This is a genomic window from Chromatocurvus halotolerans, from assembly GCF_004340525.1.
Lineage (GTDB): Bacteria > Pseudomonadota > Gammaproteobacteria > Pseudomonadales > Halieaceae > Chromatocurvus > Chromatocurvus halotolerans.
The window spans coordinates 283,246-308,890 of record NZ_SLWX01000001.1; the positions used below are offsets into that span (position 1 = coordinate 283,246).

The 25,645-nt window shown below is 64.4% G+C and carries 21 protein-coding genes; 4 read left to right on the forward strand and 17 right to left on the reverse strand.

The window, feature by feature from the left end; genetic code table 11:
- Positions 1-19 precede the first annotated feature (19 nt).
- From EV688_RS01290 to EV688_RS01345, 12 genes are all read right to left on the reverse strand, one after another.
- Positions 20-892, reverse strand: a complete 873-nt coding sequence (locus EV688_RS01290; protein ID WP_117316572.1) for a GIN domain-containing protein — start codon at positions 890-892, stop codon at positions 20-22.
- A 98-nt stretch (positions 893-990) separates the two neighbouring features.
- Positions 991-2,175, reverse strand: coding sequence for a M48 family metalloprotease (locus EV688_RS01295; protein WP_117316574.1), 1,185 nt, complete (start codon positions 2,173-2,175; stop codon positions 991-993).
- 53 nt (positions 2,176-2,228) lie between these two features.
- Positions 2,229-3,653 (reverse strand): ribosome biogenesis GTPase Der, encoded by a 1,425-nt coding sequence (der, locus tag EV688_RS01300; protein WP_117316576.1) that lies wholly within the window; start codon positions 3,651-3,653, stop codon positions 2,229-2,231.
- 3 nt (positions 3,654-3,656) lie between these two features.
- Positions 3,657-4,841 carry an outer membrane protein assembly factor BamB gene (gene bamB, locus EV688_RS01305; RefSeq protein WP_240624294.1) on the reverse strand — a complete coding sequence of 395 codons (1,185 nt, stop codon included), beginning with the start codon at positions 4,839-4,841 and terminating at the stop codon, positions 3,657-3,659.
- Between the two features lie 3 nt (positions 4,842-4,844).
- Positions 4,845-5,507, reverse strand: coding sequence for a YfgM family protein (locus tag EV688_RS01310; RefSeq protein WP_117316578.1), 663 nt, complete (start codon positions 5,505-5,507; stop codon positions 4,845-4,847).
- Positions 5,508-5,518: 11 nt separating this feature from the next.
- Positions 5,519-6,799 (reverse strand): histidine--tRNA ligase, encoded by a 1,281-nt coding sequence (gene hisS, locus EV688_RS01315; protein ID WP_117316580.1) that lies wholly within the window; start codon positions 6,797-6,799, stop codon positions 5,519-5,521.
- Positions 6,796-7,923 carry a flavodoxin-dependent (E)-4-hydroxy-3-methylbut-2-enyl-diphosphate synthase gene (ispG, locus tag EV688_RS01320; protein ID WP_117316582.1) on the reverse strand — a complete coding sequence of 376 codons (1,128 nt, stop codon included), beginning with the start codon at positions 7,921-7,923 and terminating at the stop codon, positions 6,796-6,798. Before ispG ends, hisS begins: the two co-directional genes overlap by 4 nt.
- 47 nt (positions 7,924-7,970) lie before the next feature.
- Positions 7,971-8,774: a type IV pilus biogenesis/stability protein PilW gene (gene pilW, locus EV688_RS01325; RefSeq protein ID WP_117316914.1), complete on the reverse strand. Its 804-nt coding sequence runs from the start codon at positions 8,772-8,774 to the stop codon at positions 7,971-7,973.
- Positions 8,767-9,939, reverse strand: a complete 1,173-nt coding sequence (rlmN, locus tag EV688_RS01330) for a dual-specificity RNA methyltransferase RlmN (RefSeq protein ID WP_162883855.1) — start codon at positions 9,937-9,939, stop codon at positions 8,767-8,769. The genes pilW and rlmN overlap by 8 nt, the downstream gene beginning before the upstream one ends.
- A 14-nt stretch (positions 9,940-9,953) precedes the next feature.
- Positions 9,954-10,382 (reverse strand): nucleoside-diphosphate kinase, encoded by a 429-nt coding sequence (gene ndk / locus EV688_RS01335; RefSeq protein WP_117316584.1) that lies wholly within the window; start codon positions 10,380-10,382, stop codon positions 9,954-9,956.
- 119 nt (positions 10,383-10,501) lie between these two features.
- Complete coding sequence (locus EV688_RS01340) at positions 10,502-11,668, reverse strand: IscS subfamily cysteine desulfurase (RefSeq protein ID WP_117316918.1); 1,167 nt, start codon at positions 11,666-11,668, stop codon at positions 10,502-10,504.
- Positions 11,669-11,675: 7 nt separating this feature from the next.
- On the reverse strand, positions 11,676-12,455 hold the full coding sequence (locus tag EV688_RS01345) for an RNA methyltransferase (RefSeq protein WP_117316586.1): 780 nt from the start codon (positions 12,453-12,455) through the stop codon (positions 11,676-11,678).
- A 144-nt stretch (positions 12,456-12,599) separates the two neighbouring features.
- Here EV688_RS01345 and EV688_RS01350 point away from each other — a divergent pair, with 144 nt between their 5' ends.
- Positions 12,600-13,406, forward strand: coding sequence for an inositol monophosphatase family protein (locus tag EV688_RS01350; protein WP_117316588.1), 807 nt, complete (start codon positions 12,600-12,602; stop codon positions 13,404-13,406).
- Between the two features lie 96 nt (positions 13,407-13,502).
- On the opposite strand, the gene secF is transcribed toward EV688_RS01350, so the two are convergent.
- The 3 genes from secF to purL form a co-directional block, all read right to left on the reverse strand.
- Positions 13,503-14,414: a protein translocase subunit SecF gene (gene secF, locus EV688_RS01355; protein ID WP_117316589.1), complete on the reverse strand. Its 912-nt coding sequence runs from the start codon at positions 14,412-14,414 to the stop codon at positions 13,503-13,505.
- Positions 14,411-16,306 carry a protein translocase subunit SecD gene (gene secD / locus EV688_RS01360; protein ID WP_117316591.1) on the reverse strand — a complete coding sequence of 632 codons (1,896 nt, stop codon included), beginning with the start codon at positions 16,304-16,306 and terminating at the stop codon, positions 14,411-14,413. The genes secF and secD overlap by 4 nt, the downstream gene beginning before the upstream one ends.
- 96 nt (positions 16,307-16,402) lie before the next feature.
- Positions 16,403-20,326, reverse strand: a complete 3,924-nt coding sequence (gene purL / locus EV688_RS01365) for a phosphoribosylformylglycinamidine synthase (RefSeq protein WP_117316593.1) — start codon at positions 20,324-20,326, stop codon at positions 16,403-16,405.
- Positions 20,327-20,429: 103 nt separating this feature from the next.
- On the opposite strand from purL, the gene mltF reads away from it, so the two are divergent.
- Complete coding sequence (gene mltF, locus EV688_RS01370; RefSeq protein ID WP_117316594.1) at positions 20,430-21,872, forward strand: membrane-bound lytic murein transglycosylase MltF; 1,443 nt, start codon at positions 20,430-20,432, stop codon at positions 21,870-21,872.
- Positions 21,873-21,882: 10 nt separating this feature from the next.
- Here mltF and tadA read toward each other — a convergent pair whose 3' ends face one another.
- The gene (gene tadA / locus EV688_RS01375) at positions 21,883-22,380 is read right to left on the reverse strand and encodes a tRNA adenosine(34) deaminase TadA (protein ID WP_205686573.1); all 498 of its coding nucleotides are present in this window, start codon (positions 22,378-22,380) and stop codon (positions 21,883-21,885) included.
- A gap of 183 nt (positions 22,381-22,563) precedes the next feature.
- Between tadA and bchE the strand changes: the two genes are divergently transcribed.
- Complete coding sequence (gene bchE / locus EV688_RS01380) at positions 22,564-24,231, forward strand: magnesium-protoporphyrin IX monomethyl ester anaerobic oxidative cyclase (protein ID WP_117316599.1); 1,668 nt, start codon at positions 22,564-22,566, stop codon at positions 24,229-24,231.
- A 25-nt stretch (positions 24,232-24,256) separates the two neighbouring features.
- Positions 24,257-24,826, forward strand: a complete 570-nt coding sequence (gene bchJ / locus EV688_RS01385) for a bacteriochlorophyll 4-vinyl reductase (protein WP_240624295.1) — start codon at positions 24,257-24,259, stop codon at positions 24,824-24,826.
- Between the two features lie 24 nt (positions 24,827-24,850).
- Here the strand turns inward: bchJ and EV688_RS01390 are convergent, their stop codons facing one another.
- Positions 24,851-25,642, reverse strand: a complete 792-nt coding sequence (locus tag EV688_RS01390; protein WP_117316603.1) for an SDR family oxidoreductase — start codon at positions 25,640-25,642, stop codon at positions 24,851-24,853.
- Positions 25,643-25,645 lie beyond the last annotated feature (3 nt).

Here is a 25,645-nt window from a genome sequence, read left to right on the forward strand (position 1 = left end):
TCACTGCCGCCCGGGCGGCTCACTCGTCGCGCCGGTCGATGCGCCCCGAGCCCAGAATGGTCGTGCTTTTTTCCGCGTTACCGGCATACAGCACATTGCCGCTACCGAGTATCGTGACGTCCAGCTCGTCCTGCAGTTCACCAAGACGCGCATCGCCGGAGCCGACGATATTTACTTCTGCACGTCGGGCCGGGACACCGGCAAGGTCAACGCTGCCGGCGCCGACGATCGACAGCTCGAGGGTATCGACCCGGGTCGCGCTGTCCACCCGCATATCGCCAGAGCCCTGGACCACGGCATCCAACGCATCTGTCGAAAGGCTGCCCAGGAGGATATCCCCCGACCCCGCAATCACCGCCTCCAGAGAGCCGACATCAGCGGTGATGATGTGTATGTCGCGGGAGCCGGAAACACGCAGCGCCAGACTTTCGCCGCGGATATCATGCAGTCGCGCATTGCCGCTGCCTGCCACCGCGAGCCGCAGGTCGTCCACATCGAACGAGCGCATGTACACCGTCGCGGAGCCCATGACGTGCACCTCCGAGATCGCCGGCAGCGTCACGCGGAATTTGACATCCGCAAAGCTCTCCCGGCGGTGGCTGCGGCTGTAGCCCAGCACCAGACCCCGCGAGGTCGCTGTGTAGGGCACCTTGTCGAGATCCGCCTGTGACCCGCGTACCAGCAGGGCTGGAACATCGCCCTGGGTCAGCTCGACCTCCACGCCGCCGCGAATCTCAAGGCGGGTGACGTCCGGGATGTCGACCTCGACAGTCTCCTGTGCGAAAACCGCGCGACTGCCCGCCAGCAGCGCCGCGCAGACGAAGAAGGCAATCGCCGTCGCCAGCAGGCGACGCCCGCCAACCAGTATTTTCTGCCTGTGGGGATGAAACATGTCTCTCACCCTTGATGATGAATAGTGATGTGATGGTGTTATATCTAACTATAACACCTAATTCAGTCGATGCAAGGGATTTTCAGCAATACCGGTGCTCAAGGGCCGAGGTTCCAGTCCTTGCCGGGCGGGTGCGCGGCTTTCCACTCCATCGCCCGGCGCACCCGGCGCTCCACCGAGGGGTGGCTATAGAACAGTATTTCCTGCACAGGATGCGGCCGCGGGTAACGGTATTCGGCGGTTTTTACCAGGGCGCTGGCCAGGGCATCAGGCAGATTTACCGTCTGCAGCGAATAGATGTCCGCCTCGGTCTCGCCGATACGCACGACGCCATTGGTCACCGGCATGGCCAGTGTGCCAAGCACGGACAGCAGCAGGATCAGCACCGGAATGCCGCGCGGATCGTCGATCTGCCGGGTGTCGCTGCCCAGGAGTCGCGCAAAGCCCGGAAACAGGCGGTCGGCGAGAAAAAACAGGAGGATGGCCAGCGCGCTCAGGACAAACACCATGCGCCAGACGTGACCCAGCACATAGTGACCGACCTCGTGGCCGGTGACCGCGCGCACTTCGTCCAGCGAGGCCTGGGTCAGCGCCACGTCGGAAATCGCGATCCGCGCGGCGCCGCCGATACCGGACACGTTGGCAGTGAAATTGTTCGACTGACGCGAGCCGTCGTAGAGAAAGATGCGATCGGCCGGAATGTCCGCCTCGGCGGCCATCACCAGTACAGCATCCCGCACCGCGCCCTCGGGAACCGGCTGGTAATCATTGAACAGTGGCTCGATCAGGGTCGGTGAAAGCAGCAGGAGGGTCGCGGCGGCTCCCGCGGCCAGCCCGCCAGACCATAGCCACCAGCGCCGGCCAGCGCGGCGGATCAGCGCGTAAACACCGAGAAAGAACAGCGCCGCAAGCACAACATTGAGGGCCATGGCGATCGAATTCTGCAGGAAGAAGTCGGCGAGGGGCTGCTGGGTACGCTGGTAGCTGCGTTCATGCCACCACGCCTCGTAAACGGTCCAGGGCAGCGTGAGGATCGCCGAGACCAGAAAGAAACCGGCCGCGGTGAGAAAGGTGCGCAGTGCCCAGCGCCGCTTCTCAAGAAACGCCCACAGGCGGTCGGTGATACCCAGGCGCACGATAATCAGGGTGGCCACCACCGAGACCAGCAGGGACCAGAGAATCATCCAGTGACCCGCGGCCGTGTAGGCGGCGGACATGGCCAGCGCCTCCGAACCCAGGCCGTCGATATACGCGCGCGTTGCTGCTTCGGCATCCAATGGCATGCTGCCTCCCGCTGTGCTGTCGGATCAGTCGCCAGTCACCCGTAGAAAAGTCGCTAGCGGCCCTTCTTGCGCTGGCGCTTCTTCTTTTCCTGCTTCACGTGGGCCATCATGCGGCGCTTGCGCGCCACCTGGCGCTGGGTGAGCGCGTTGCGACGATCGGCATAGGGATTCTCACCACTGCGAAACTCGATGCGCACCGGCGTGCCAACCAGCTTCAGCTCCCGGGTAAACGCTTTTTCGAGAAAGCGCTGGTAGCTCGCGGGAATGCTGTCGGTCTGGGTGCCGTGAATCACGATGAGCGGCGGGTTGCGTCCACCGGCGTGGGCATAGCGCAGCTTGATGCGGCGCCCGTTGACCATGGGCGGCGCATGCGATCCCACGGCATCTTCCAGAATCCGCGTCAACTGGTTCGTGTTCAGCTTGCGCGTCGCCGACTGGTGGGCGGCGTCTATCGAGCGATAGAGGTGGCCGACGCCCGTGCCGTGCAGGGCGGAGATGAAATGGGTGTCGGCATACTCGGCAAACTGCAGACGTCGGCTGAGCTCGTTCTTTATCTGATCGCGCGTGTCCGGATCCAGCCCGTCCCACTTGTTGATGGCGATCACCAGCCCGCGCCCCGCCTCGATGCAGTGGCCCAGCAGGTGCATGTCCTGGTCCACGAGCCCTTCGTGCGCGTCCACCAGGAGTACCACCACGTGGGCATCGTCCACCGCCTGCAGCGTCTTGACGATGGAGAACTTCTCCACCACTTCGCGGATGTTCTTGCGCCGCCGGATACCCGCGGTATCGATCAGCGTGTACGCGCGCTCGTCGCGCTCGAAATCGATGTAGATGCTGTCCCGGGTCGTGCCCGGCTGGTCGTACACAACCACCCGCTCCTCGCCCAGCAGGCGGTTGACCAGGGTGCTCTTGCCGACATTCGGACGACCGACCACCGCCACACGTATACGGTTCTCGCGCTCGGCCAGCGCTTCCGCAGAGCCGTCGTCCGGCACCTGGGAAAGCACCTCGTCAATCAGCGCGCGCACGCCCCGTCCCTGACTGGCGGCGATGCCGTGCAGGTGGCTCACGCCAAGACGGTAGAAATCGCCGGTCGCCACCGAAGCGTCCAGGCCATCCAGCTTGTTGACTACCAGATGGAAGGCCTTGCCGCGGCGACGCAGCGCCTCGACCATGAGTTCGTCGGCGCTGTTAAGGCCTTCCCTCGCATCCACCAGAAGCAGGATGACGTCGGCCTCCTCCATGGCCGCCATGGACTGGTTTGCCATCGGCGCATCAATGCCGTGCTCGTCACCGGTGAGGCCACCGGTGTCGATCACAATGAAATCGCGATCGCCGCTGCGGCCCTCGCCATACTTGCGGTCCCGGGTAAGCCCCGGAAAGTCAGCGACCAGCGCATCCCGGCTGCGGGTGAGCTGGTTGAACAGGGTGGACTTGCCCACATTCGGGCGACCCACCAAGGCGATGACCGGACGCATACGTCATGTTTCCCTGGCGGTAATCTCATAGGCCATGAGCTTCCCGCTGTTGCCATACACGTAGAGCGTGCGCCCGTCACTGAGCATGTCTGCACGCGCACCCTTGCCATCGACTTTCTCGCGTGCGGCAAAACTGCCGTCAACCTGGGACATCAGATGCAGGTAGCCTTCCAGATCGACCACCGCGAGATAGCTGCTGACCGGTGTCGGCCTTGACAGCTCGCGGTACGCCAGAGCGCCCTGTTCCCAGCGAATACCCTGACCATTGCGCAGGAAGGCTTTCACGCTGCCGTCATCGTCAGCCACGTAGACGTTATTGAAGCCAACGGAGACGCCGGAGTAGGACGACACGTCGCGCTGCCAGATACGATTACCCCCGCGGGCTTCGATGGCGACGATGCGGCCCTGGTAGCTGGCCGCGTACAGCTCGCCGCCAACCAGGGCCATGGTGCCATCGATATCCACGATGCGCTCAATCTCCGAGCGCCCCTGGGGAATGGCCACGCGGGTTTCCCATTCGATGCTGCCGCTGCGGGCGTCGAAAGCCACCACGCGACCGCTGGCGAATCCCGCAAAGACGCGCCCGTCGCTGATGATTGGCGTGCTCGTGCCGCGCAGGGTCAATACCGGCACGTTGCTGTCATAGCTCCAGCGTCGTTTACCGGTGTCATGCTCGTATCCGTGCAGCTTGCCATCATAGGTCTGCACAACGACAACTCTGCCATTCCCCTGCGGCGGCGCCAGGATCTCGCCGCTGACCGGGATCGACCAGACGATCCCGCCATCACTGGCAGACAGACGCATCAGCTCGCCATCGGCCGTGCCCAGGAACAGGGAGTCACCGTAGTGGCCAACACCGCCTGACAGTGACTTCTCCAGACGTTTTTCCCAGCGCTTGTCCCCGCTGCGGCGCTCCACCGCGGCGACGCGACCATCGCTGGAGGCCACATAGATCCACTCATCCGCGATGACCGGCTGCAGCTTGTTGAGTCCCTTGCCCTGCCCGTTGCCAACGCCCACGGACCAGAGCCGTTCGAGACGGGCCGAAGGCTCGAAGTCGACCAGATCCGCAGGCCGACGCGGGTCCTCGTCGTCGTCCATGCTGAACCAGTCCTTGACCGTGGTGCAGGCTCCCAGGCACAGGGACAGCATGAGTACGCCGGCAAGGCGGAAAAACACCATTCGCATGCCTTATTGCTCCGGTCCGCGCGGCGCAACAGGGTTGAGATGCTCCAGCTTCTGCGACAGCACCGGCGGCAGCTGCCCGCCCTCCACGCTGCGCTGTGCCACCGCATAGGCGTCACGCGCCTCGTCCGGGCGATCAGCGGCCATCAGGATATCGCCGCGGGCAAGGGCATAGGCACCGGCGTACGCCGTGTCGGCGCCGCCATCGAGAATCGCCAGCGCCTGCTCGACCTTACCCTGTGCCGCAGTGACTCGGGCGAGCCGCAGCTGGGCCACCTGATGGATGTCGCTGGACTTGTCAGCCTTTGACACCACCCAGCGCAGTTCGGTTTCGGCCCGGGCAAGATCGCCATCCTCGACCGCCATCCGCGCCAGGTGCAGCACCGCGAAGCGCGCATAGGGGGAACTGCCGAAGTCCGACTTGAGCTGCCCTGCCAGTGCGCGCGCATTGTCCGGATCGGTTTCGCCCTCGCTGCCCATGGCCTGCAGCATGCGCTGGTAAATGGACGAGGCGGCCTGGGACTGTTCCTCGCGACTGGACTGCCAGGCCTGCCAGCCAAAGCCAAGGCTGAGCGCCACCGCGACCGCGATGACGAGATTGCGGCCGTTCTCCTCCCACCAGCGCTTGATGGCTTCGACCTGCTCTTCTTCCGTTCTGTAGGATTCCACGTCAATTGTTCCTAATCGTTGGTCCGCGCCAGGGCCTGCCTGAGCGCGTTGTCAAGTTGGGCCAGCGGCAGCGTCTGCTGACCGCCCTCCCCGCGTAAGAGCTTGAGGGTCACGGCATTGCCCGCGACTTCGTCCTCGCCCCAGATCAGCGCCACCCGGGCGCCGCTGCGATCTGCCTTTTTCATCTGGCTGCGGAAGCTGCCACCGCCGGCGTGCTGTTCGATGCGGCCCGCTGCACCACTGTCGCGAAGTGACTGCACACAGCCCAGTGCGGCGTCCTGCGCGGCATCACCGACGGTCACCACATAGACGTCTGCCGTGCGGGAGGGAGCGGCCAGGTTGAGTTCGCGCAGCAGCAGAATCAGCCGCTCCATGCCCATGGCGAAGCCGATTCCGGGTGTTGAACGCCCGCCGAGCTGCTCCACCAGGCCATCGTAGCGGCCGCCGGCACAGACCGTGCCCTGGGCACCGAGGCGGTCGGTCACCCACTCAAACACAGTCTTGTTGTAATAGTCGAGCCCACGCACCAGACGCGGATTGTGCCGCCACGCCACGCCGGCCACGTCCAGCAGATCACAGAGGCGCTGGAAATCGGCGCGGGATTCGTCGTCGAGAAAATCTGCCAGCGCCGGAGCCCCGTCCAGCAGCGCCTGGGTCTGCGGATTCTTGCTGTCAAGGATGCGCAGGGGATTGCTGGCGAGACGCCGCTGGCTGTCCTCGTCGAGTTCCCCGCGGCAGGTGTCGAGATAGGCCACCAGCGCCTCGCGGTAGCGCAGCCGGCTGTCGCTGCTACCGATGGAGTTGATCTCCAGCGTCACCGCGGAGGTCAGGCCAAGCTCCCGCCACACCCGCGCCAGCAGGATGATGAGTTCAGCATCAATATCCGGCGTTGCGATGCCGAGAACCTCGGCGCCGATCTGATGGAACTGCCGCTGGCGTCCTTTCTGCGGGCGCTCGTAGCGGAACATGGGGCCGGCATACCAGAGGCGGCAGGGCGTGGTGATCAGGTTATGCTGTATCGCCGCGCGCACGCAGCCGGCAGTGCCCTCGGGTCGCAGGGTCAGGCTTTCGCCATTGCGGTCATCGAAGGTATACATCTCCTTCTCGACAATGTCCGTAACCTCGCCGATGGAGCGACTGAACAGCTCTGTGGACTCCACCAGCGGCAGGCGCAGCTGGTCATAGCCGAAGCTGTCGAGCACCGCGGCAACGGTGGTCTCGAGTGTTCGCCAGTCCACGGACTCAGCCGGCAGGATGTCGCTCATCCCGCGAATGGCTCGGATTGCACTCATCCCGAGGTCTTCAGGATCAGGTTTTCCGGGTCGTTGCCCTCGCGTTCGATGCGCGCAGCGCGCTCGCGGATCACCTGCTCGAGGTGATCGAGAAAATCCGCATTGGTAATCTTGTGGTCTGGCTCGCCGTCGACATAAATGAGGTTGTTCGGCGTTGCACCGGTCAGGCCGACATCGGCCTCGCGGGCTTCGCCGGGCCCGTTGACGATGCAGCCGATCACCGCAACATCCATCGGGGTACGGATATCTTCGAGCCGCTGCTCCAGCGCATTCATGGTGCCGATCACGTCAAAGTTCTGCCGCGAACAGCTGGGACAGGCAATAAAGTTGATGCCGTTGGAGCGCAGCTTGAGGCTTTTCAGGATATCGAAGCCCACCTTGATCTCCTCCACCGGATCGGCCGCGAGGGAGATCCTGATGGTGTCACCAATGCCCTCCATCAGCAGCATGCCCAGACCGACGGAGGACTTCACCGTACCGCCACGAAGACCGCCCGCCTCGGTAATGCCCAGGTGCAGCGGCTGCTCAATCTGCTTTGCCAGAAGCCGGTAGGCCGCCACCGCCATGAACACGTCGGATGCCTTGACACTCACCTTGAAGTCCGGGTAGTTGAACTTGTCCAGAATGTCGACATGGCGCAGGGCGGATTCCACCAGCGCCTCTGGCGTGGGCTCACCATACTTGCGCTGCAGGTCCTTGCCCAGCGAGCCGGCGTTGACGCCGATGCGGATGGGAATACCCTTGTCGCGGGCGCAGTCGATGACTTCGCGCACCTTGTCGTCGCGGCCGATATTGCCCGGGTTGATGCGCAGACAATCGACCCCGTATTCGGCCACCTTGAGAGCAATTCGATGATCGAAATGAATATCGGCTACCAGGGGTACCTGGACCTGCGCCCGGATGCGACTGAAGGCCTCTGCCGCCTCCATGCTGGGCACCGAGACGCGCACGATATCGGCGCCGGCATCCTCCAGCGCACGGATCTGCGCCACGGTTGCCGCGACATCGCAGGTCTCGGTGTTGGTCATGCTCTGCACACTGATGGGGGCATCGCCACCCACAGCAACCTTGCCCACGTGAATCTGTCGGCTCTTGCGCCTGACAATCGGAGATTTCGCCGTCATAGCCTACCTGCCCTTACACGCCGTCCGGCGTGCCTGATTCATCCATCTCACGAGTCGCCCGCCTGCCGTGCATACGCGGCATACTCGGGCGACTCCGGGTACAGGTTCCGCAGCGCGAGCGCATAGCTGCCCTCGGCATCGCGGTCACCGGTGGCCTGTGCCAGGCGAACGCCGAGCCAGAGACCCCGGGCCGACTGACGCCGCACCGCGGACCGGTACCGCTCATAGTATTGTGCTGCGGCGCGGTAGTCACCCGCCTTCAGGCGCAAACTTGCCATTTCCAGCAGGGGAATGCTGTTGTTGCCCTGCATGCTCAGCGCGCGGATGAACGCCTCCTCCGCGCCGTCATCATCGGCAAGCGCCAGACGGGACAGCCCCAGGTTGATGAAGGCCCGCGGCCGCGCCTCGTAGAGCGTATCGCGCACCACCGCCTGCAGCTGCTGTTCCGCCTCCTTGAAACGCTGCTGGGAAAACAGGAAAGCGGCATAGTTGTTGCGGGCCCTGGAAAACCGGTCGTCGAGCGCAATGGCACGCTGGTAGCTCGCCTCCGCCATCTCGATTTCACCCGTGCTCTGATAGACCAGTGCAAAGGCCTCATGCACCTCCGGCTTGCGATCGTTGATACTCGCCGCCACCTTGAGGTTGCGCTTGGCCGCGTCCCAGTTGCCGTCGCCGATGTACTTGCGCGCCAGCTCCACTCGCTGGGTGAGCACCTCATCCGGTGATGCCGGCTCGGTGAACACCGTGTCCCGGCTTGTGATGCACGCGCTCAGCGCGAACAGGCACAACAGAATTGGCAGCGCGCGTAACGCACACAGGCTGCCCGACCTCGGCGTGCGCGCCCTAGGCATGTCCATCCACCTGATCCGCCGCCTGCGCCAGACGCCGGTGACGCTCGCTACGCCGGGTTCTGTCGACCACTTCGCCCACCAGCTGGCCGCAGGCGGCGGCAATGTCATCGCCGCGCGTGGTGCGCACGGTCACGATATAGCCCGCGTCGACCAGCACCTGCCAGAAACGACTCACCGCATTGCCGCTCGGGCGCTCGTAGCCGGAGCCCGGAAAGGGATTGAAGGGAATCAGGTTGATCTTGCAGGGGAAATCCTTGAGTAACTGCGCCAGCTCCACCGCGTGTTCGCGCTGGTCGTTGATGCCCGCCATCAGCGTGTACTCGATGGTGACGACGCGCTTGCGGTCGGACTGCGCATCGATATAACGCCGCGCGCTGTCCAGCAGCATGGCAATCGGGTAACGCCGGTTGATCGGCACCAGCTGATTGCGCAGGGCATCGTTGGGGGCGTGCAGCGATACCGCCAGGCTCGCCTCGCTGACGGCGGCCAGGCGATCCAGCGCCGGCACCACCCCCGACGTGCTGATCGTGACACGGCGCTTGGAGATGCCATAGGCCAGATCTTCCATCATGAGGTTCATGGCCGCCACGACATTCTCGAAATTTAGCAGCGGCTCGCCCATGCCCATCATGACCACGTTGGTGACCACGCGCCCCTTGCCCGACTTGAAGGCATCGTAGGACTTGATCGCCAGCCAGACCTGCCCGATGATTTCGGCGGCGGTGAGATCACGCATGAAACCCTGCTTGCCCGTGGAACAGAAGCTGCAGTCCAGACTGCAGCCCACCTGAGACGAGACGCACAGGGTTGCCCGGCCGCCGTCGGGAATGAGCACGGTCTCCACCAGCCCGCCACCGTCGACCCGCACCAGCCACTTGCGCGTGCCATCCGACGAATCGTGCTGACTCTCCACCAGCGGCGGACGCACCTCGGCAATGCCCTCCAGCTTGTCGCGCAGGGCGCGGGACAGGTTGCTCATGCGCTGAAAATCCGTCTCGCCCTCATGGTGCATCCACTTCAGCAGCTGCTGAGCACGAAAGGGTTTTTCACCGATGGATTCGAGCCACGCCACCAGCCAGGCACGCGGCATGCCCAGCAGGTTGATCCGCGGGCTGGGCTGCGCCTCTTGCGTGCTGGCGATCACTGTGGGGATGACCTTGCTCATGGCGGGAGCCGCGCTCAGGCGCGGGAGAACACCTCACTGGAAGCGAAGAAATAGGCGATTTCGCGCGCTGCGGAGCTCTCCGAGTCGGACCCATGCACCGCATTGGCGTCGATGGATTCGGCAAAGTCGGCGCGGATGGTGCCCGCATCGGCCTCTTTCGGGTTGGTGGCGCCCATCAGCTCGCGATTCTTTGCAATCGCATCCTCACCCTCGAGCACCTGGACCATGACGGGGCCTGAGGTCATGAAACCGACCAGATCGGCAAAGAAGGGACGCTCGCGATGCTCCGCGTAGAAGCCGCCGGCGACGTCTTCGCTCAGGTGCAGCATTTTTGCAGCAACCACTCGCAGGCCGTTGTCCTCGAAGCGGGAATAGATCCTGCCGATCACGTTCTTGCCGACCGCATCGGGTTTTACGATAGAAAGCGTGCGCTGCACCGCCATAGGGTTGTCTCCAGCTGTAGCATTGAAAGAATGAACGGTCGGGAGGCTTTGCGCCGTCCCCTGCCGCCGGGTGCAGCATTATACGCGCACGGCGGCGCGGTTTCATCCGCTTTCGGCGCTCAGGGTGCGGCGTGTGCAAGCTCGCCGCGCAGTCGACGCACGCATTCGCTCAGGCGCCCCGCCGCGTACTCCACCTCTTCGTCGGTGGTGAAGCGGCCGAGACTGAGGCGCAGGGAGCTGTGCGCACGCTCATCCGACAGGCCGATGGCCCGCAGCACGTAGGACGGCTCGAGGCTGGCCGAGGTGCAGGCAGAGCCCGTTGACACCGCCAGATCATTCAGGGAAAGCAGCAGCGTCTCCCCCTCGACACCCCCAAAGCTGACGTTCAGTGCCCCGGGCAGGCGGGCGTGTGCATCACCGTTGAGCTGCACATCACCCAGGGCCTGCAGCGCCGACCACAGGCGATCGCGCTGACGCTGCAGCCGCGTCGCCTCCTCGACCCGCTCTGCCGCGGCAAGTCGCGCCGCCGTGCCCATGCCGACGGCCTGGTGCGTGGCCAGCGTTCCCGCCCGCATGCCGCGCTCGTGGCCACCGCCGTGCATCTGCGCCTGCAGGTGCACGCGAGGCTGTCGTCGCACGTACAGCGCGCCAATGCCCTTGGGGCCATACATCTTGTGGGCAGAAAGCGACATCAGGTCGACGTCGAGCGCGCCCACGTCCACGGGCAGCTTGCCGACGCTCTGCGCCGCATCGACATGCAGCGACACCCCGGCCTCACGGGTAACGCCGGCAATCGCGGCGATGTCGTTCACCGTACCAATCTCGTTGTTGGCGTGCATGATGCTGACCAGACGGGTCTCCGGCCGCAGGGCACCGGCAACGGCGTCGGCGGTGGTGCAGCCATTTGCCTCCGGCGCCAGATAGGTCACCTGCCAGCCGAGGGTCTCAAGATGCGCACAGGTATCCAGAACCGCCTTGTGCTCGATGGCCGAGGTCACCATGTGCCCGGGTTCTTCACATTGCCCGGCGATGCCCTTGATCGCCAGATTGTCCGACTCCGTCGCCCCGGAGGTCCAGACGATTTCCCGCGGATCGGCGCCGATCAGGTCCGCCACATCGCGCCGCGCGTTCTCCACGGCCATCTCGGCTTCCCAGCCATAGCGATGGGAGCGCGAGGCGGCGTTGCCGAAAACGCCGTCGAGGGTCAGACAGCCCTGCATGGCCTCGGCAACCCGCGGATCCACAGGCGTTGTCGCCAGGTAGTCAAGGTAAACCGGCTTTTTCATAAGCACCTCATGTCTCCCCGTCGTCGGTTTTCGCGGGCTGCGCGCGACTGCCGGCGCGTGCCACCCACTGCTGGGTGGCGGTCAGGATGCCGCGGAGGATGTTGAGCTCCATCTCGTCCAGTCTGACGCGGCTGTACAGCCGTCGCAATCGCGGCATCAGCTGTCGCGGTGCCGCCGGGTCGAGGAACTCGATGTCTGTCAGGGTTTCTTCCAGATGGGCGTAGAATCGCTCCATGTTTGCCGCCGTGGCAAAGGGCGTGTCCCACTGCGCGTCGGCCTCGGCGGGCAGCGAGTCGGCCACGGCCAGCATGCGCACTTCATAACAGACGATCTGCACCGCCATCGCCAGGTTCAGGGAACTGTATTCCGGTGCGCTGGGAATGTGCAGATGCAGATTGCAGCGCTTGAGTTCATCGTTGGTGAGACCACGGTCCTCGCGCCCGAACAGAATGGAGACGCGCTCGCCGGCGTCGGTATGCTCACCGATACGCGCGGCGCAGCCTCTCGGGTCGAGGAGCGGCCAGGGGATGCGGCGGTCACGTGCGCTCGTGCCGACAATGAACTGGCTGTCGGCAACCGCCTCGTCCAGGGTGCTGACAACGCGTGCCTGTTCCAGCAGGTCAATGGCAGACGCGGCGCGCCACACCGCCTGCGGATCGGGGAACTGCTTCGGCGCGACCAGGCACAGGCGCGACAGGCCCATGTTCTTCATGGCGCGTGCGACACCGCCGATATTACCGGGGTGGGTCGTGTTGACCAGAACGATTTCAATACTCTCTGTGCGCATGGATCAGTCTGTCGCCATCAATGTGAAAAGGACTCGAAGTTTACCAGAGCCGCAGGGAGTCCTGCGCGAGGCGGTCTGTTATACTGCGCGCCGCGCAAAATCCCGACCACAGCGCGCAACACTCGTGAGCACCCGGAAAACACTATGGAACCGATGATTAACATGGCCCTGCGCGCTGCGCGCCGCGCCGGCGAGCAGATTGTCCGGGCGTCGGACGATCTCGAGCGGCTGCACGTGAAGACCAAGAGCGCCAACGATTTTGTCTCGGATGTGGATGAATCTGCCGAAAAGGACATTATCGAGCAACTGAGACGCGCCTACCCGCAGCACGCCTTCCTGGGCGAGGAATCGGGACTGAGCGGGCCAGAGAATGCCGAGTACCAGTGGGTGATCGATCCGCTGGACGGCACCACGAACTTTCTGCGCGGCATCCCTCACTACGCGGTCTCCATCGCCTGCCTGTACCGCGGCAAGCTGGAGCACGCGGTCATTGTGGACCCCGTGCGCCGCGAGGAGTTCACCGCATCGCGGGGTCGCGGCGCCCAGTTCAACGGTCGCCGCATGCGCGTCAGCAAGCTGGACAGCCTTGACGGCGCCCTGCTCGGCACCGGCATTCCCTTCCGCGGCCACAGCGACCAGCACCTCGAGGCCTACGGCAAGAGCCTGGTCACGCTGGCCGGGCAGTGCGCCGGCATTCGCCGCGCCGGCGCCGCATCGCTGGACCTGGCCTACGTGGCCACGGGCCGTCTGGACGCATTCTGGGAGGTGGGACTGTCGCGCTGGGACATGGCGGCGGGCGCCCTGCTGGTGCGGGAAGCCGGCGGACTCGTGTCCGATATCGACGGCTCCGAAAACTTTATGGAATCCGGCAATATCGTGGCGGGCAATCCGAAGTGCTTCAAGGCCGTGCTGCAGGTTACCCGCCCGCTTCTGGCAAAGCCCCGCGCCTGATACGCCACTGGCGCCGCATTTGCCGGGACGACCCTGGCGGCAACCGCCGTCCCGGTCCGTCGCGTCGGTCACCCGCGTCCGGGTGAACGATCAGCCTTACGGCGTGACCTCGTCCTGCTCTGCACCCTCTTTCACCGGGATCATCAGGTCCTCCTTGTTGACCTTCATCGCCAGCAGCGTAGTTGCAGAGACATAGATCGACGAGTAGGTCCCTACCGTGACGCCGACGATCAGGGCCACCGCAAAGGCGTTGATCATGTCGCCGCCGAATATTGCCAGCGCGACCAGCACCAGCAAGGTGGTCAATGACGTAACCAATGTGCGTCCCAGGGTCTCGGTCAGGGAAATATTGATCACCTCCACCGGCTCAATACGCCGCAGTTTGCGGAAGTTTTCCCGTATGCGGTCGGCCACCACGATCGTGTCGTTGAGGGAGTAGCCGATCACCGCCAGCAGCGCCGCCAGCACCGTCAGATCGAAATCCAGCCTCAGGACCGAAAAGAACCCCAGCGTCAGAACCACATCGTGGACCAGGGCCGCGACGGCACCGACCGCGAATTTGAGCTGGAAGCGAAAACCGATGTACAGCATCACCAGACCCAGCGCCAGCAGCATGGCCAGACCGCCCTGCTCGCGCAGCTCGTCACCCACCTGCGGACCGACAAACTCGGTCCGGCGCAGCTCGACGCTGTCGCTGGTTGATCCGCGCAGCGCCTGCAGTACCTCATTGCCGTCCGCGTCCAGATCGGCCGGGAGCCTGATCAGGACATCGCGGTCAGTGCCAAAGCTGACTACCAGGGCACCCGGGTAGCCTCCCGTTTCCAGCGTACTGCGAATGGCATCGAGATCGGCGGAATCACCGTACTCCACTTCCACCAGCGTGCCGCCGGTGAAGTCCAGCCCCCACTCCAGCTGGTTCACGATCAGGGAGCCGAGGGAAACAAGCAGCAGGACCGACGACAGGATGACCGCCAGGCGCCGCTGCCCCATAAAGTTGATCTGTTTCATGAGCGCGCCTCCTGCACGATGTCAGTGCCAATGGAGAGAGACCGCAGGCGACGGCCACCGTAAATAAGGTTGATCAGGGCCCGAGTGCCCATGATGGCGGTGAACATCGACGTCAGGATGCCGACCGACAGTGTCACCGCAAAGCCCTTGATGGGCCCGGTACCTACGGCATACAGGATCACCGCCACGATCAGCGTGGTAACGTTCGCATCGAGAATGGTGACCACAGCGCGACCATAACCCGAGTGAATGGCCATTTGCGGCGACAGCCCCTCGCGCAGCTCCTCGCGTATGCGCGAAAAGATAAGCACGTTGGCATCCACCGCCATACCGACGGTGAGCACGATACCCGCGATGCCCGGAAGCGTCAGCGTGGCCCCGATCATCGACATGAAGGCAATCAGCAGCACCAGGTTCGCGGTCAGTGCAACAACCGCACAGACACCGAACACGCGGTAATAAAGAATCATGAAGAGGACGATCAGCGCCAGACCGTACTGCACGGACTTCACGCCCAGGCGGATGTTCTCGGCTCCCAGCGACGGTCCCACCGTGCGCTCCTCCACAAAGGTCACCGGCGCCGCAAGGGCTCCGGCGCGCAGCATCAGTGCCAGCTCTGACGCCTCCATGGGACTGTCGAGCCCGGTGATCTGGAACTGCGCGCCCAGCGCGCTCTGGATGACCGGCGCGGTCAGCAGCTTCTTTTCATCGTAGGGGACCTTGATGATCTCCTCGCTGCCGTCTTCCGCCGTCTCGTAGCGGGTGCGGAACTTGCGCTCGATAAACAGCACGCCCATGCGGCGCTTGATGTTGTTGCGCGTGGCGCGGGACATCAGCGTACCGCCCTCACTGTCCAGACTGATCTGCACGTTCGGACGACCATTCTCGTCAAAGCTCGCCTGAGCGTTGGAAACCCGCTCGCCGGTGATGATGACGTCGCGCTCCAGCCATTCGAACATGCCCTCGTTGGCTTCGCTGCGGTATTCGAAACGCTGCTTGTCGGTGGCCTCCGCATCAGGACGCGCCACCAGGCGAAACTCCAGGTTGGCGACCTTGCCGAGAATGCGCTTCGCCTCGGCGGTATCCTGGATGCCCGGCAGCTCCACCACGATGCGATTGCGACCCTGGCGCTGCACCAGCGGCTCGGACACGCCCAGCTCGTTTACCCGGTTGCGCAGCGTGGTCAGGTTCTGACTCACCGCGTAGTCGATGATTTCGTCCACGGTCTCCGGCGTCATTTCAGCACGCAGGCTGAAGGTGTCGGCGGAGGATTGCCGGTCGAGCAGCAGTTCCGGATGGTTGTCTGCCACCAGACTGCGGGCTGTCTCCCGGTCGTCTTCGGTGCGGAACTGGGCGACCACAACACGGTCGCCCTCCAGCGCAACGCGGCCGCGAATGCGCTCTTCACGGAGACTGCGCTTGATCGCGTTGAAGTAGAATTCCATGCGGCGCTCGACAGCGGCCTCGGTATCCACCTCGAGCTTGAAATGCACACCGCCGCTGAGGTCCAGGCCCAGCTTCATCGGCTGTGCACCAAGGTCCGACAGCCACGCCGGCGTGGTCTCGGCGAGATTGAGGGCGATGATGAAGCCGTCTCCCAGCGCCCGGGACAAGCGCGCCTGCGCGGCCAACTGGCGGTCGCGATCGCGCAGGCGGATAAGCGCGTTGCGCCCGTCCGACTGGATCACTTCGCCGAAGTGACTGATGCCGGCCTCGTCGAGGGCGTCGGTGGCGCGCTTCAGCGTCGCCTCGTCGATCACCTGGGCGCTGCTTTCACCGGTAATCTGCAGTGCTGGATCGGGGGCATACAGGTTGGGCGCCGCGTAGAAAAGGCCCAACATCAGCACCGCCAGGACCAGCAGGTACTTCCACAGAGGATATTTGTTCAGCATAGAGAGGCTCTGGGTTTCAGTGAGAGGGGGCGCTGTCGGGCCCCAACACGAAAAAAGGCGACATTATAGACCACGGCGGCGGGGTAACAAGGGGCGTCACCCCAGCCAAAGGCGCGCGTTGCGAAACAGACGCTGCCAGGGAGCGGTCTCCCCCCAGTCCCGCGGTGCCCAGGAATACTGCACAGTGCGGACGACACGCTCGGGGTGCGGCATCATGATCGTGACGCGCCCATCAAGACTGGTAACGCCGGCAATGCCCGCCTCAGACCCGTTCGGGTTGGCGGGATAGTGTTGTGCCAAGCCCAGATCGTTTTCAAGATAGCGCAGCGCCACCTGACCCGACGCTTCGCAGCTGTCCAGAGACGCGGCGTCGGCAAAGGTCGCCCTACCCTCGCCGTGCGCCACCGCCACCGGCAGGTGCGATCCGGCCATGTCCGCCAGAAACAGGGACGGTGTCGACTCGATGCGCACCAGCGACAGGCGCGCCTCGAACTGCTCGCTGCGATTGCGCAGGAAGCGCGGCCAGTGCTCGCTGCCGGGCACCAGGTCGCGCAGGGTGGACAGCATCTGGCAACCGTTGCATACGCCCAGCGCAAAGGTCTCCGGGCGGTCGAAGAAGCCGGCGAAGCCGTCATACAGCGCGCTGTTGAAGCGGATGGTTTTGGCCCAGCCCTCGCCGGCACCAAGCACGTCGCCGTAGGAGAACCCACCGCAGGCGACCAGCCCATCAAAGGTGTCCAGTCGCTGACGGCCGGACAGCAGATCGCTCATGTGCACGTCCACCGCGGTAAAGCCGGCGCGGTCGAAGGCGGCAGCCATCTCCAGCTGGCCGTTGACGCCCTGCTCGCGCAGGACGGCCACCCTCGGACGCGCACCCCGGGCAATCAACGGCGCGCTGACGTCGTGCTCCGGATCAAAGGTCAGCCCGGCGCTGAGGCCAGGGTCCGCTGCGCCAATGCGGGCGAACTCCTCGTCCGCGCAGTCAGGATTGTCCCGCAGGCGGGCGATCGCGTGGCTGGTGCTGCTCCAGAGCCGCTGCAGCTCCGACCGCGAATGGCGCAGCAGGGGCTGGCCCTGGCAGGTGATCGCAAGGGCGTCACCTGACACCGCGCGGCCGATCACGGCAAGGCAGTCGGCGATACCCAGATCCTGCGCCCGCGCCCACCATGTCGCCACGTCACGAGTGGCAATCTGCACCACCGCACCCGCCTCCTCATTGAACAGACAGGCCGTTGCGGCGTCAGCGGGCACATCGGCCAGATCCACAGCGAAGCCGCAATGACCGGCGAATGCCATTTCCAGCAGGGTGGTGACCAGCCCGCCGTCGGAGCGATCGTGATAGGCCATGATCGAGCCCTCGGCCAGGCCTGCCTGCACCAGCTGGAACAGGCCGCTGAGATCCTGGGGATTGTCGATATCCGGCGGCACGTCTCCAAGCTCGCCGAACACCTGGCACAGCGCCGAGCCCCCAAGCCGGCTGGCGCCCCGACCCAGGTCTATCAGCAGCAGCAGGGCATCCGCATCAGGCTGCAGTTGTGGGGTCACCGACCGGCGCACGTCCGGCACCGGGCAGAAGGCCGACACAATCAGGGATACCGGCGCCGTGACCGAACGCGCCTCGCCGTCCTGCTGCCAGCTGGTGCGCATGGACATGGAATCCTTGCCCACCGGAATGGTCAGGCCCAGCGCCGGGCAAAACTCCATGCCCACCGCGTAAACGCTGTCGAACAGCACGGCGTCTTCTGTGTCGCTGCCCGCGGCGCACATCCAGTTGGCCGAGAGCTTGATGTCGGACAGCGCCGCAACCGGCGCCGCGCAGATATTGGTGATGGCTTCGGCGACGGCCATGCGAGCCGCCGCCGGCCCGCTGAGCAGGGACAGCGGCGTACGCTCACCGATCGCCATCGCCTCACCGGCAAACCCGGTATAGGAAACGGTGGTGACGGCACAGTCTGCAACGGGAACCTGCCAGGGACCCACCATCTGGTCACGGCAGACCAGTCCGGTCACCGTGCGATCACCGATGGTGATGAGGAATTGCTTGCTGGCTACCGTAGGCAGCTGCAGCACCCGCTGCAGGGCGTCGTCGACGGCGGGCAGCGTCAGTGGCTTCCGCACAGTACCTGTCTGCCTGCGGGCCTCGCGATGCATGCGCGGGGGTTTGCCGAACAGCACGCTCATCGGCATATCCACCGGTACATTGTCGAAGTGCACATCCTGCAGCGTCAGATGAAGGTCCTGTGTCGCCTCGCCAACGACCGCATAGGGGCAGCGCTCGCGGGCACAGATGGCCTCGAAGCGCTCGATGTCCGGCGCGGCGATCGCCAGCACATAGCGCTCCTGGCTTTCGTTGCACCAGATTTCCAGCGGCGACATGCCTGGTTCATCGCTGGGAATGGCGCGCAGGTCGAAGCGGCCGCCCCTGCCGCCGTCCTTGACCAGCTCCGGCAGGGCGTTGGAAAGCCCCCCAGCGCCAACGTCGTGTATGAACGCGATCGGGTTGTCTTCCCCCAGCTGCCAGCAGCGGTCGATCACCTCCTGGCAGCGTCGCTCCATTTCCGGGTTCTGGCGCTGCACCGAAGCGAAATCGAGGGATTCCTGTCCCTGGCCGCTGTCGATGGACGAGGCAGCGCCGCCGCCGAGACCGATCAGCATGGCCGGGCCTCCGAGCACCACCAGCTTTGCGCCCGGCTCAAAGCCGCCTTTTTCCACGTGCCCGGGCGCAATATTGCCGTAGCCCCCGGCCAGCATGATCGGCTTGTGATAGCCCCGCAGCTGCGTGTCACCGTCGCCAATCGGCACCGCCTGTTCGAAGGTGCGGAAGTAACCGCACAGGTTGGGGCGACCGAACTCGTTGTTGAAGGCTGCGGCCCCGACAGGACCCTCCAGCATGATCTGCAGGGCCGAGGCATTGCGCTCAGGCTTGCCGTGGTCGATTTCCCAGGGCTGCAGTGCTCCCGGGAGTCGCAGGTTGGACACGGAGAAGCCGGTCAGACCCGCCTTGGGCTTGGAGCCTCGGCCCACCGCCCCCTCGTCGCGAATCTCGCCACCGGCGCCGGTGCCCGCCCCGGAGAACGGCGCAATCGCCGTGGGGTGGTTATGCGTCTCCACCTTCATCAGCAGGTGCACATCCTCGTCGCGATAGCCGTAGGTGGCGCTGTCCGGCGCGGGATAGAAGCGTGCTGCCCGCTGTCCCCGCACCACGGCGGCGTTGTCCGAGTAGGCCGAGAGCACGTTGTCCCCCGCGCTGTGGTGGGTATTGCGGATCATGTCGAACAGCGAGTGCGGCTGCGGCTGGCCATCCACGGTCCAGGAGGCATTGAAGATCTTGTGGCGACAGTGCTCTGAATTGGCCTGGGCGAACATCATCAGCTCGACATCCGACGGGTTGCGACCCAGGCGGCGAAAGCTGTCGACCAGATAGTCGATTTCATCGGCCGCCAGCGCCAGACCCAGCTCGAGATTGGCGGTCTCCAGCGCCGATTCGCCGCCGGCGAGAATGTCCACGGTGGCCAGCCGTCGAGGCTCAGCAGCGGCAAACAGCCGGTGTGCCGACTCCGGGTTGGGCAGCAGCGCTTCCGTCATGCGGTCATACAGGCACAGGCGCGCCGCCTGCTGCTGCGCGGCCTCAAGCCCGATGGGCCAGCGCAGCAGATAGGCCGTGCCGCGTTCGATTCTGCGAACCGGCTCCTGCAGCCCGCAGCGCCGGGCAATATCCGTTGCCTTTGTCGACCAGGGTGACAGCGTGCCCGGACGGGGTACTGCAACCACCAGCTCTGTGTCCCCACTGTCGTCCGCCGCCAACAGACCCGGATGGTCATGCCCGTCACCGGCCTCGCCGTAATGCAGCAGGGAGCGCAGCACCGCATTGGCCGACGGCGTCAGCGTTCCGGCAGTATCGACAAAGTGCAGAAACTGGCTGGCAAGCAGCTCGACACCGGGGGCCGCCGCGGCAAGACGCTCGGACAGTTTACGCTGCCGGAAGCCCGACAGGGCCGTTGGGCCGGGGAGGATAAGCATGACGAACGTCTCTCAGACTGGGCGGCTTGGAAGCGGCGCATTGTACCTGCTCGCAGACAGCGGGTTAACCATGGCAGCCCGGGAAATCAGGCTACAATAGATTATGATCCGGCATATCCGTCACTGGTACCTGTACTGCAGTCTCGCTGCGTTGATACTCCTGTCTGCCTGTGCCGAGCCAGGAGACAGCCTGTCACGCATTACGGAACGCGGTGAACTGCGCCTGGTCACGCGCAATGGTCCTTCCACCTACTACGTAGAGCGCAATGAGCCGAGAGGATTCGAGTATGAGCTGGCCAGACGGGTCGCCGATGACCTGGGCGTCGCCCTGCGTGTGAGCACCGCGTTTGCCATGGACGAGCTGTTCGACGCGCTGCGGCGGGGCGAGGCCGACCTGGCCGGTGCGGGGCTGACGTCCACCAGCGAACGGCGCAATGCCTACCCGATATCCGCAGCCTACCACCGACATCACCCCCAGGTGGTCTATCGCCTTGGACAGCCGAAGCCTACACAGCCCGGCGATCTGGAAGGCCTGCGGATTGTTGCACTGGCAGGCAGCAGTCATATCGAGCTGCTGGAGAAACTCCATCGCAATTCGGGCATCAATCTCCAGTGGCAGGCCATCAGCGGCACTCACGTCAAGGATATCCTCGAACTGGTGGAGCAGGGCCATGCGGATGCCGCCGTCGTTGACTCGGTGGAATTCAGAATTCAGAAAAACCTGCTGCCGCAACTCGATGTCGCCTTCGATCTGGCTCCCGAGCAGCAGGTAGTGTGGTACCTCAGTCCGCAGGGAGACAGTGACCGCCTCGAGCGCTACCTGGCAGACTTCCTTGCGCGTCTCGAGGCCGAGGGCACGCTGGAGGCGCTCAGGGAAGCCTACTTCGGTCATGTCGACAGCCTGGATCGCGTGGGCTCACAGACCTTCATCGCCAACCTGCGCAACGATCTGCCCACCTACCGTCCGCATATCGAGCGGGTTGCGCGGGAGCACCAGCTCGACTGGGCCCTGCTCGCCGCCATCGCCTACCAGGAATCGCACTGGGACCCGACCGCGGTTTCCTACACCGGCGTTCGCGGCATGATGATGCTCACCACACCGACGGCCGAAGAACTCGGCATCGAAGACCGCGAAGACATCATGCAGAGCCTGCGCGGCGGCGCACGCTACTTCAAGGACCTGCTGCGACGCCTGCCCGACGGCATTGTCGCGCCGGATCGCACCTGGATGGCGCTCGCCGCTTACAATATCGGCATGGGACACCTGGAAGATGCCCGCGTCATCACCCAGCGCCACGGCGGCAATCCCAATCTCTGGGCGGACGTGATGCAGCACCTGCCAAAGCTCGAGCTCAGCGAGCATTTCAGCACGGTGAAGTATGGCTATGCGCGAGGGCGCGAGGCGGTGCGCTACGTGCAGAATATTCGCCATTATTACAATGTCCTGCAGTGGCGATTCATTGCCGAAAACCGGCCACTGCCGCCGCTGGCCATGGATCAGCTGGTGCCGGAGACAATACGCCGGGTGGGTCTGCTGGGGCTGTAGCGAGACCGGCCTATTCCGGCGCTGCCTGGCTCTTGCTTTCCCGGCTCCTGACGGCCCGCCGGGCGCGAAAGAAATCCCTGAGCAGCTCGCTACTGTCCACAGCCAGTATGCCCTCCCGCCAGTTCACGCGGTGATTGTAGAAACCGGCAGCCAGCAGCTGCGCAGCACTGCACACCGCACCGGCTCGCGGTTCCCGCGCCGCGAACACCAGTGTCGACACCCGCGCATGGACCAGGGCTCCGATGCACATCGTGCAGGGCTCGAGCGTCACGTAAAGCGTGGCGTCCGGGTGGCGGTAGTTGCCGACGCGCCACGAGGCATCCCGCAGCGCAACAATCTCTGCATGCGCAGTGGGGTCCGAGGCACTGATGACAGAATTGCAGCCCTCCCCGATCACCTCACCCCGGCTCACCAGAACGGCGCCGACCGGCACCTCGCCCGCATCCCGCGCGCGCCGCGCAAGGCGCAGGGCATGCTCCATATAAAGAGTGTCAGTTTCGGCGCTCATGACGGCCTATCGTGACGGCTGGCGTTGCGCAAGTCACGCACAACAACGCCCCTGCATGAGCGAAGCACAGAAACCCCTGGGCTGACGACGGATCCATTGACATGTGTCAACTACGCTTAACACTTTTTGTCGTTTACTTTGCCTGACGCTGCAGAATACCTGACAAAAGAAGAGGACTTGCTCATGCGAATCGTTTTTGTTCACCCCAATTACCGCTCGGGCGGTGCCGAGATCGCAGGCAGCTGGCCACCCGCCTGGGTCGCCTACCTCGCCGGACACCTGCGCAAGGCCGGCTTCAACGATATTCACTTCATCGACGCCATGACCCACAACCTTCCCGAAGACGAGGTGACGCGCCGGCTGGTGGAACTGCAGCCGGATGTCATCGGCACCACGGCGATCACGCCTTCCATTTACATGGCCGAGCGGGTGCTGGAACTGGCGCGGGAGCACGTTCCCCAGGCACTGCGCGTCCTCGGCGGCATTCACGCCACCTTCATGTACAAGCAGGTGCTGTCCGAAGCGCCCTGGGTCGACGTGATCGTCCGTGGCGAAGGCGAGGAAATCTTTACCGGACTCATGCAGGCGGTCAACCGCGGCGAATACCTGCAGACCCGGGAGCAGATCTGCGGCATCGCCTACCGCGATGGCGACGAGATCGTGGCCACTCCGGCTGCACCCACCATCAAGGACCTCGACGCCCTCGACCCCGACTGGTCCCTGCTCGAGTGGGACAAGTACAAGTACATTCCGCTGAACGCCAAAGTGGCCATCCCCAACATGGCCCGGGGCTGTCCGTTTACCTGCTCCTTCTGTTCGCAGTGGAAATTCTGGCGCGATTACCGGGTGCGCGACCCTATCAAGGTGGTCGACGAGATCGAGAAGCTGGTGAACGAGCACGGCATCGGCTTCTTCATCCTTGCCGACGAGGAACCGACCATCAACCGCAAGAAATTCATCCAGTTCTGTGAAGAACTGATTGCCCGGGACCTGCCCGACAGGGTCAAGTGGGGCATCAATACCCGCGTCACAGACATTCTGCGCGACGAGGAACTGCTGCCCCTGTACCGCAAGGCAGGTCTGGTGCACGTGAGTCTGGGCACCGAAGCGGCGGCGCAGATGAAGCTGGACCAGTTCAACAAGGAAACCTGCGTCGAGGACAACCGCCGGGCCATCGAGCTGCTGCGCAACGCCGATATCTTCATCGAGGCCCAGTTCATTGTCGGTCTCGACAACGAAACGGCGGAAACGCTGGAAGAAACCTATCGCATGGCCTGGGACTGGCAGCCGGATCTTGCCAACTGGGCCATGTACACCCCCTGGCCCTTCACACCCCTGTTCCAGGAGCTGGGTGACAAGGTCGAGGTGTTCGACTTCTCCAAGTACAACTTCGTGACGCCGATCATGAAGCCCAAAGCCATGGATCGCGGCGAGCTGCTGGACCGGGTGATGAACAACTACCGGCGTTTCTACATGCGCAAGGCACTTTTCCACTACCCCTGGCGGGGTACCGGCTTTCGTCGCCGCTACCTGCTCGGCTGCCTGAAGGCCTTCGCCAAAGCGGGTTTCCAGCGCACCTTCTACGATCTCGGCAAGGCCGGCTACTGGGGACCCCAGTCCAAGGACAAGGTGGACTTCCACTTCGACACAACGCGCAAGATCGCCCACGCGCAGCTGGAGGACTGGCAGTCTACCCAGGACCGGGCAGCCCAGGCGCGGGCGCGCAAGCAGTCGGCGCGGGAGGATGCGCTGGAAGAAGCGCTCGAAACGGAGGCGGTGCCAGTGAAACTCTGTGGCGGTGGCACTCAGCAACTCGCCGAGGACGAATCCGACCTCGCTGTCCGCGCCTGAGATGGGCGCGCCAGCGGTGGACTCCGTGGAAGCCCGGATCGGCCCGAACAGCGTGCTTCAGCTGGTGCAGGTCCTCGATGCCCACGTCGGCCAGGCCGCACGGCAAAGGCTGCTGCTGGCGTCGGGTCTCAGCGCGCTGCCCTCCGACAGCGGTCTCATGCCCGAGGGCCCGGCGGCGCGGCTGCACCAGACGCTCCGCCAGCGCTACCCGGAAGCGGCCAGCGCGCTGGCGCAAGAGGCCGGCGAGCGCACGGGTGACTACATCCTCACCCACCGCATTCCACAGCTGGCCCAGCGCCTCCTGCGCAGGCTGCCGCGTCGCCTCGCGACCCGACTGCTGGCCGACGCGATTGGCAAGCACGCCTGGACCTTCGCCGGTTCCGGCGAGTTCCGTGTGCTGCGCAGCAAGCCGCTGACCTTTGAGCTCTGCGACAATCCGATCGTGCGCGGGGAACATGCCGACGGCGTGCTGTGCTACTGGCACGCCGCCGTCTTCCAGCGCCTGTTCAATGAGCTGATATCCCCGGACATCCGCTGCACCGAGACGCACTGCTGCGCTCTCGGCGCCCCGGCATGCCGCTTTACACTGCAGTAAGGTTCGGCGCAGCCCATCGGGGCCCTACTCGGTATCCCAGCTCCCGGACAGCGAGGCATACACCACACCACCGTCGACGGCGATCGTCTCACCGATGACGTAATCGCCGGAGCGCGCGGCGAGATAAATCGCTACCCCCGCCATATCCTCGTCCCGGCCAATGCGCTTGCCCGGTATCGCAGAGGAAATGGCATCGCCGTGGTCCCTGGCCGCGCGGTTCATTTCGGAAGGGAAGGCCCCCGGCGCGATTGCGGTGACATTGATATCGTCCTCCACCAGCCGGGCGGCCATACGCCGCGTCAGGTTGATGACCGCGGCCTTGGAGGCCTGGTAGCTGTAGGTCTCCCAGGGGTTGAGCCGAAGACCATCAATGGAGGCAATGTTGATCAGCTTTGCCGGCCTGCCGTCGCTGGCGGCGGCCTTGAGCGCCGGGTAGAACGCCTGTGACAGGAAAAACGGCGACTTCACGTTCAGGTCCATTACCTTGTCCCAGCCCTTCTCGGGGAAAGTCTCGAAGGGCTCGCCCCAGGCGGCGCCGGCGTTGTTCACCAGGATATCCAGCTGGCTTTCGTGTTTGGCATAGGCCGCGGCCAGCGCCTTGCAGCCCTCCACCGTGGACACATCCATCGGCAGGGAAACGCAGGCATCGCCCAGTTCCGCGGCCACGGCATCACAGACCTCGGCCTTGCGCGAGGAAATATAGACCTTCGCGCCCTGGGCAATGAAGCCCTTCGCTATCATCAGACCAATACCGCGGGAACCGCCGGTGATCAGCGCCGTGCGGCCCCTGAGGGAAAACAATGTTGACATATCCATGCT

Bases quoted from the DNA above. Each gene is read 5' to 3' on its own strand.
- ispG (WP_117316582.1), bottom strand. From the start codon at position 7,923: ATGACGGCGAAATCTCCGATTGTCAGGCGCAAGAGCCGACAGATTCAC.
- ndk (WP_117316584.1), bottom strand. From the start codon at position 10,382: ATGGCGGTGCAGCGCACGCTTTCTATCGTAAAACCCGATGCGGTCGGC.
- EV688_RS01345 (WP_117316586.1), bottom strand. From the start codon at position 12,455: ATGCGCACAGAGAGTATTGAAATCGTTCTGGTCAACACGACCCACCCC.
- bchE (WP_117316599.1), top strand. From the start codon at position 22,564: ATGCGAATCGTTTTTGTTCACCCCAATTACCGCTCGGGCGGTGCCGAG.
- pilW (WP_117316914.1), bottom strand. From the start codon at position 8,774: ATGCCTAGGGCGCGCACGCCGAGGTCGGGCAGCCTGTGTGCGTTACGC.
- hisS (WP_117316580.1), bottom strand. From the start codon at position 6,799: ATGAGTGCAATCCGAGCCATTCGCGGGATGAGCGACATCCTGCCGGCT.
- der (WP_117316576.1), bottom strand. From the start codon at position 3,653: ATGCGTCCGGTCATCGCCTTGGTGGGTCGCCCGAATGTGGGCAAGTCC.
- mltF (WP_117316594.1), top strand. From the start codon at position 20,430: ATGATCCGGCATATCCGTCACTGGTACCTGTACTGCAGTCTCGCTGCG.
- bamB (WP_240624294.1), bottom strand. From the start codon at position 4,841: ATGCGAATGGTGTTTTTCCGCCTTGCCGGCGTACTCATGCTGTCCCTG.
- EV688_RS01295 (WP_117316574.1), bottom strand. From the start codon at position 2,175: ATGCCATTGGATGCCGAAGCAGCAACGCGCGCGTATATCGACGGCCTG.
- EV688_RS01390 (WP_117316603.1), bottom strand. From the start codon at position 25,642: ATGGATATGTCAACATTGTTTTCCCTCAGGGGCCGCACGGCGCTGATC.
- EV688_RS01290 (WP_117316572.1), bottom strand. From the start codon at position 892: ATGTTTCATCCCCACAGGCAGAAAATACTGGTTGGCGGGCGTCGCCTG.
- secF (WP_117316589.1), bottom strand. From the start codon at position 14,414: ATGAAACAGATCAACTTTATGGGGCAGCGGCGCCTGGCGGTCATCCTG.
- secD (WP_117316591.1), bottom strand. From the start codon at position 16,306: ATGCTGAACAAATATCCTCTGTGGAAGTACCTGCTGGTCCTGGCGGTG.
- EV688_RS01350 (WP_117316588.1), top strand. From the start codon at position 12,600: ATGGAACCGATGATTAACATGGCCCTGCGCGCTGCGCGCCGCGCCGGC.
- purL (WP_117316593.1), bottom strand. From the start codon at position 20,326: ATGCTTATCCTCCCCGGCCCAACGGCCCTGTCGGGCTTCCGGCAGCGT.
- rlmN (WP_162883855.1), bottom strand. From the start codon at position 9,939: ATGAGCAAGGTCATCCCCACAGTGATCGCCAGCACGCAAGAGGCGCAG.
- EV688_RS01340 (WP_117316918.1), bottom strand. From the start codon at position 11,668: ATGAAAAAGCCGGTTTACCTTGACTACCTGGCGACAACGCCTGTGGAT.
- tadA (WP_205686573.1), bottom strand. From the start codon at position 22,380: ATGAGCGCCGAAACTGACACTCTTTATATGGAGCATGCCCTGCGCCTT.